The 6,387-nt window shown below is 67.1% G+C and carries 8 protein-coding genes; 2 read left to right on the forward strand and 6 right to left on the reverse strand.

Annotation, left to right across the window (positions count from 1 at the left end; genetic code table 11):
- Window positions 1–61 precede the first annotated feature (61 nt).
- The 5 genes from QM019_RS12290 to QM019_RS12310 all read right to left on the reverse strand — a co-directional run bounded on the left by QM019_RS12290 (window position 62) and on the right by QM019_RS12310 (window position 3,634).
- Window positions 62–544, reverse strand: coding sequence for a hypothetical protein (locus tag QM019_RS12290; RefSeq protein ID WP_282853243.1), 483 nt, complete (start codon window positions 542–544; stop codon window positions 62–64).
- Between the two features lie 54 nt (window positions 545–598).
- Window positions 599–985: a hypothetical protein gene (locus QM019_RS12295; protein ID WP_282853244.1), complete on the reverse strand. Its 387-nt coding sequence runs from the start codon at window positions 983–985 to the stop codon at window positions 599–601.
- 262 nt (window positions 986–1,247) lie between these two features.
- Entirely contained in the window at window positions 1,248–1,634 is a 387-nt protein-coding gene (gene rplL, locus QM019_RS12300; RefSeq protein WP_282828548.1) for a 50S ribosomal protein L7/L12, read from the reverse strand.
- A 42-nt stretch (window positions 1,635–1,676) separates the two neighbouring features.
- The gene (gene rplJ, locus QM019_RS12305; protein ID WP_125106799.1) at window positions 1,677–2,195 is read right to left on the reverse strand and encodes a 50S ribosomal protein L10; all 519 of its coding nucleotides are present in this window, start codon (window positions 2,193–2,195) and stop codon (window positions 1,677–1,679) included.
- Window positions 2,196–2,608: 413 nt separating this feature from the next.
- Window positions 2,609–3,634, reverse strand: coding sequence for a carbon-nitrogen hydrolase family protein (locus tag QM019_RS12310; protein WP_282853245.1), 1,026 nt, complete (start codon window positions 3,632–3,634; stop codon window positions 2,609–2,611).
- 177 nt (window positions 3,635–3,811) lie between these two features.
- On the opposite strand from QM019_RS12310, the gene QM019_RS12315 reads away from it, so the two are divergent.
- Together QM019_RS12315 and QM019_RS12320 are read left to right on the forward strand one after the other, a co-directional pair.
- Window positions 3,812–4,741 (forward strand): AraC-like ligand-binding domain-containing protein, encoded by a 930-nt coding sequence (locus QM019_RS12315; protein WP_282853246.1) that lies wholly within the window; start codon window positions 3,812–3,814, stop codon window positions 4,739–4,741.
- A 23-nt stretch (window positions 4,742–4,764) separates the two neighbouring features.
- A complete protein-coding gene (locus QM019_RS12320; protein ID WP_282853247.1) occupies window positions 4,765–5,460 on the forward strand; it encodes an NAD(P)H-hydrate epimerase in 696 nt (231 codons plus the stop codon).
- Here QM019_RS12320 and QM019_RS12325 read toward each other — a convergent pair whose 3' ends face one another.
- Complete coding sequence (locus QM019_RS12325; RefSeq protein ID WP_282853248.1) at window positions 5,461–6,285, reverse strand: YqaJ viral recombinase family protein; 825 nt, start codon at window positions 6,283–6,285, stop codon at window positions 5,461–5,463.
- Between the last annotated feature and the right edge of the window lie 102 nt (window positions 6,286–6,387).

Below are 6,387 nucleotides of genomic sequence, written 5' to 3' on the forward strand. Positions count from 1 at the left end.
AAAGTGGCCGGGGCGAATGCCCTGGCCACTTTCGCGTCGATCGGTTCTACGTACTTACGAGTCAGTCGATCGCGAGCGTGTCTTCGAAGTGACCACCTGCCATGGGGTCAACTGGGCTCAGCGTGACAGTCGATCCGTTGGGCAGCGTCACCATCCCGTCGATCATGCCTGCATCCAACCAACCGTCGCCGCCGTACGAGACGCCGCTGACGCGCTCGCTCTGCGACACCGTCGCGTCCGGCACCCAAACGCTGGGGTCAAACGGTGTCGTCGGCCCTGCATCAGTGACGACGAAGGTGGCCGTGGCTGCCCCGACGGGGTCGCCTGCCGCATCCTCAACGCGCAGTTCAAGCGTGTATTCACCTGTGGGAGCTGCGACGCCCGTCGCCACCTCGACAAAGAACGGCTTGCCGTCGGTAAGGAGCTCCTGGAAACCGATCACGCCACTCGCATGGCCGTCGGCATCGGGCACGTTTTCCATGACATCGCTGCCGCCCACGCTGTTCCCATTGACGAAGAGGTAGTACGCGTCGCCCTCGCTCAAGCCGCTCGCCGACCACGTGATGCCGCTCGCCGATTGCTCGGGCGTGTAGGTGGCCTAGCCAAGCATGAGGGCGAGGTCGGATGCGTCCTCGGTCGGGCCCTCAGTCGAGGTCGGCGGCGTGGTCGCGTCGGTCTCGCCCGGCTCGTCGGTGGGTTCGGTGGTCTCGGCCGGCTCCGTCGTTTCCTCGGCTGGCGGGGTCGACTCGACCGGCGCATCCGCAGGCTCGGTCGTAGCCTCGGCCTCAGTCGTTTCGGGCGCCACCGGTTCAGACTCGAGCGGCCCGGCGGTGGCCTCGTCGTCGGTATCGCTGAGCGGTTCGGCGTGCCGGTGCAGCACGCTGGTATCGAGTGGAGCCGCCACAGCCGGCGTCGCCACCACGAAGAGGCCTCCCAGACCTATCGCGACGGCACCTACGAACGCGCTGATTCGCTTTGCGAGCATGCGCATCGTTGCTTCTTTCGTGAGAATCCGTGCTTGACGCGCAGAATTCTCAGGATCCCCCAACCCTGCACACACCTACCTTCCGCCTGGCATCCGGCCGGCGACAAGAGCGAAATCGCTCACCGGCCCGAATCGTTATCGCGCGTTCACCGAACCGCGATGCGGAAACGACGAAGCGGGTCGAGACAGTGTCTCGACCCGCTAGGTCGTGCGCCGACGAAAGGGTCAGCGCGAAGCGTCAAGCTGCGTGCGCAGCGAGCAACTACTTGACGGTGACGGTGGCGCCGGCGGCCTCGAGGGCCTCCTTGGCCTTCTCAGCGTCTTCCTTGCTTGCGCCCTCGAGGACGGGCTTCGGAGCGCCGTCAACGAGTGCCTTCGCGTCGCCAAGGCCGAGCGAGGTAAGACCACGCACCTCCTTGATGACCTGGATCTTCTTGTCGCCAGCAGCCTCAAGAATGACGTCGAACTCGGTCTTCTCTTCCTCGGCCGGAGCGTCAGCAGCAGCAGCGCCGCCAGCAGCAGCAACAGCAACGGGGGCAGCAGCGGTGACGTCGAAGGTCTCTTCGAAGAGCTTGACGAAGTCGCTGAGCTCGATGAGGGTGAGCTCCTTGAACTGCTCGATGAGCTCTTCAGCGGTGAGCTTAGCCATGGGGTTTCTCCTTAGTTTTGAAATGCCGCGGTCCGGGACGGACTACTCCGCGGTCTCTTCCTGCTTTGCACGCAGCGCGTCGACGGTACGAACCGCCTTCGACGCGGGCGCGGTGAACATGTACGCGGCACCGAACAGCGAGGCCTTGAACGCGCCGGCAAGCTTGCCAAGCAGCGTTTCGCGGGACTCGAGGTCGGCGAGCTTGTTGACCTCTTCCGGGGTGAGCGGCTTACCGTCGAAGTAGCCACCCTTAATCACCAGGAGAGGGTTGTCCTTGGCAAAGTCGCGCAGCGCCTTGGCCGCGTCAACGACCTCACCGGTGACGAACGCAATAGCGGTCGGACCAGCGAAGTTGTCGTCGAGACCCTCGAACCCAGCCTTGTTGGCTGCGATCTTGGCGAGCGTGTTCTTTGCCACGGCGTAGGTTGCGTTCTCACCGAGCGAACGGCGCAGCTCCTTGAGCTGTGCAACGGTGAGACCGCGGTACTCAGTCAGCACAACGGCGTTTGAGCCCTGGAATCGCTCCACGAGCTCAGCGACGGTTGCCTCCTTGGTCGCCATGGTTCTCCTCTCGTCTGTACGCAAGACCTCGGCGGATGCCGGGATCCCACCGCCAGGCACGATTGACACGAAAAAACGCTCCGACGTAGGCGTCGGAGCGTTGCTGGCACGCGCACACGGATGTACGCGGAGCGAGTTGCTCGTTTTCCTACGCGGGTGGTCCTTGCGGATCTTTCGCTCGACTCTGGCCCGTGAGTTGAACTCAATGGGCACGCGCCAAGCACCAGCGGTCTAAGGCTTCGTCAAGTTTAGCCATACGCGTGGCCCGCGCGCAATAGCTTCTTCGCTCGTTCGCGGCGTTGGGGCGCTCAAACAGGCATAGGTGCCGCGTTTGGGTCCGTTCTCGCGAACGAACACCAACGCGACACCTATGGCCGGGAGGGGCGGGGCTGCGGCGCAGGATCGGCGGGGCGCTACTCGACCGGCTGCTCGAGCTCGTCGAGTTCCTCGGCGAACGAGTCGACGGTGCCGCGGGAGCGCGGCGTCTGCGAATCGGTCATCGGGATGCGCGAGGTGCGGTTTACGACGAGGCGCGTCGCGTCGGGGCGCGAGTAGTGACCGACCGGGTCGCCGGCGACCTTCGCGACCGAGATCGCGCCGAGGTCGAGGTCGGCGTAGACAAGACCCTCAGCATCCGGCGCGAGGCTCTCGTGCAGCTGCTGGCCGTCGGGGCCGAAGATGCGCGCGTGGCCGCCGCCAACTTTGAGCAGCTGGCGCTGCAGGTCGGTTTCGCACATCTCGTCAACCATCTCTTGCGACACGGTCGCGCACGGCGCGATCACGAAGGTCTGCCCCTCGACGGCGTAGGTGCGCGACGCGGAGGTGTTCACCTCGGCGCCGAGCGCGTAGGCGCCGCCCTCGTAGAGCGAGAAGCTCGGCCAGGCACCGATGTGCACCTGCTCGTGCTGCGCGTACATCGCGTACTTCGACAGGGGCTGGAAGTGCTCCCAGCAGCAGAGCCCGCCGACGCGGCCGAGCTCGGTTTCGGCAACGACGAGGTCGGACCCGTCGCCCTCGCCGTAGATCACCCGCTCGACGTGGGTCGGCTTGAGCTTACGGCGCTGGGTGATCGTGCGACCATCGGCGCCGATGAGCCACTGCGCGATGTAGAGGCTGCCACCGCTACGCTCGCTGATGCCCGCCGACACCATGATGTTGTGGTCGCGCGCGGCCTTCGAGAGACGATCGGCCTGGGGCGTGCCGTACTCAAGCGAGTTGTCGAAATAGCGTTGCGCGTACTTCTGCATCCACACCGCCGGCACGTCGAGCCAGGCATACCAGGGGTAGCCCGGGAACCATACCTCCGGGAACGCAACGAGCGACGCGCCCTCGGCCGCCGCCTCGGCGATGTACCCAATCGCCTTGTCGATCGTCGCATCGAGGTCAAGAAAAACAGGTGCAGCCTGAATCGCGGCCGCCTTGAACGCTGGGTGTGTCATGTCGTACTCCTTTGCACAACGCCCTGAACTGGTGCGGCCGACGCTACGTTCGCGGCGGATGCGGCGCTTGCCCCACAGCGTCAGCCGGCTTGCCCCGTTGTCGCAGGTCGCGCATCCGGTGTAACAACTCGGCAAGAAGCACAGCGCAATCGGCGCTGCGCGTCTTTAGAATCGGGCATGGCCAAGAAATTGACGACGGCGAGGGTTCCGCGGCGCGAGCGCGTCGCGTTCTGGAATCAGGCGGTGTCGGAGACCTTCGTCGACCTCGGTTGCATCGCCGGCAATGACGCCGACAGCATCGAGGGCGAAATCGACGTGCGGTCGTTCGGCGGGCTGCAGGTTTCGACGGTGCGGTCGACGGCGCAGCTCGTGACGCGCGGGCGTTCCGAGGTGGCGGCCGCGCGGGGCGACGCTGGCTACCTGGTCGGGGTGCAAACCCGGGGTCGGTGCGTCGTGACGCAGGACGGCCGGAGCGCCGAGATCGCGCAGGGGTCGCTTGCTGCCTATGACACGCAGCGGCCGTATCGGCTTGAGTTGCTCGGTGAGTTTGAGCAGGTCGTGGTGCAGTTTCCGCGGCTGGTGTTCGACCGGATGCGCGCGCCCGAAACGCTGACCGCGCGCGCCGTCGAGGGGGCCGGTGTGGGCAGCGTGTTTCTGTCGGCGCTCGGCTCGCTGCAGCACGTCGATGACGAGGTCGGCCCCGCCGTTGCGTCGTCGATGGCCCAGGGGCTCGAGCACCTGCTGTTGGCGGCGCTCGCGCCGCTCGACGGCGACGCGGGTTCGGTGCGACGTCGGCTCATCGAGGCGCATCTTGAGGAGCACTTGCGGGACCCGTCGCTCAGCGTCGCGTCGATCGCCGCGGCGCTGCACTTGTCGCCGAGCAGCATCCATCGGACGTTCGCGCACGACGGCGACACGCTCATGAACCAGGTCTGGAACCGGCGCCTCGACGGCGCGTACCGCGACCTCGCGCAGGGCCCGAAAGACGTGACGCTCACGCAACTCGCGCACTCGTGGGGCTTCGCGACTTCCGCGCACTTCAGCCGTGCATTCAAGGCACGCTTCGGCGCACCGCCGTCGCAGCTGCGCGACCCCCGCATCCTCTAGTCGCGGGGTGGGAGGATGGGGGCATGCGCATCGGATACCTGGCAGCCCAGATTCGTGAGGCCGAACTGCCCCTCCTCGAGCGCGGCGTGCCCCTGATGCTGCGGGCTGCGCAGGCCCTCGCCGACCAGATCTCGAGCGTGCTGCCCGACCCGGCGACGGCGCGCGTGCTCGTGCTCGCGGGCGGCGGCGACAACGGCGCGGACGCGACCTACGCCGCGTCGCTGCTCGCCGCCGCGGGCACCCAGGTGGAGGTCGTCGCGGTGAAGGGCGCGCTGCACGAGAAGGCCGAGGCAGCGGCGCGCGATGCGGGCGTCGAGCTCGTCTTCGAGCACGACCCGGAGACGGTCGCGGCGCGCGTCGCGGGCGCAGATGTGCTGGTCGACGGCGTGCTCGGCATCGGCTCCGGCGGGGTCGTGGCCGGCGGCACGCCCGCGTTGCGCGAACCCCTGCGGTCGGTGTTGGTCGCAGTGAAGGCGGCGGCGGAGGCAGCAGATCCGCTCATCATCGCCGTCGATATTCCCTCGGGCATCGACCCCGACGACGGCTCGGTGCCCGACCCTGATGCGGTGCTCCGCGCACACCTGACCATCACGTTCATCGGGCTGAAGGCGGGGCTGCTGCTCGAACCGGCCAAGTCGTACGCCGGCAAGGTCTGGCTCGAACCGATCGGCGCGATGCAGGGGCTGCTCGGCAAGACCCCCGCGGTGCAGTTGCCCTAGTTACGACAGCGCGAGGCGCTCAAGCACCTCGTTGGCGAGGCCGACGAGGCGCTCGATTTCGGCGTCGTCGCGCTCGATCCAAACTGCGCGGGGCTCGGCTTCCTGCACAACGAAGTTCTTGTGGTGCTCCCACACGAACAGCGTGCGCTCGGCGCCGACGACGTACTGCTGCCAGTAGACCTGGCGCAGGTAGTTGCGCGGAATCTTCGCCCACGACTTGTTCGTTGTCTTGATCTCGGCGAGTAGTGCCTCGCCTCCGCGCTGCGCAAGCCCGTCGGGCGTCGCGAGGTGTCGTGAGTTCTCGGCGGCACGAATGAGGAAGCCACAGCTGCCGATGCCGTGCTGCTCGCGCACCCACTTCTGAATCTCGGGCTCGCGCTTCTTGCCGTACTCGGTGAACGCGTTGCCCGTGAAGCTGCCGCCGTAGAGCTTGTCGTTCACGACTGCGCGGACGGATGCGGGGGTCGCCAACCTCGCTGCGTCGGTCGCGGTGATGCCGACCTTGCGGTGGCGCAGCCACTCCTCGCGGTCGGAGTCGGCGCAGACGACGCGCGCCGCGAGTTCACCGGTGGGGCGCGGATTGAGCAGTTCGTCGACGAGGCCGGCACGCCAGAGCGTGCCGCTCGCGGGCGCTGTGACCTCGCTCGCCGGCGTCGTCTCAGAGACGGTGAAGGATGCACGCTCGCTCAGGGCGCGCAGGCTTGCCTCGATCTCTTCGGTCGCCGCGTTCGTGACGTTCGGCGGCGCGGCGAGGGCGAGGGGCGCGTAGTCGTCGGTGCGGGTCGACGAAAGTGCCTCGTCGGGTGCCGGCCGGAAAACTACCATTGCCCTAGTTTGCCACCACCCGCCGACAAGGGCGCCCTCCCCCGCCGCCGTTGACGTAGGGGGTTGAGTGGTCGTTTTTTGTCGTGCTGGCGGCGCCAGCAC

Origin of the sequence: Gulosibacter sediminis (genome assembly GCF_030011715.1) — a bacterium.
GTDB classification, from domain to species: Bacteria; Actinomycetota; Actinomycetes; order Actinomycetales; family Microbacteriaceae; genus Gulosibacter; species Gulosibacter sediminis.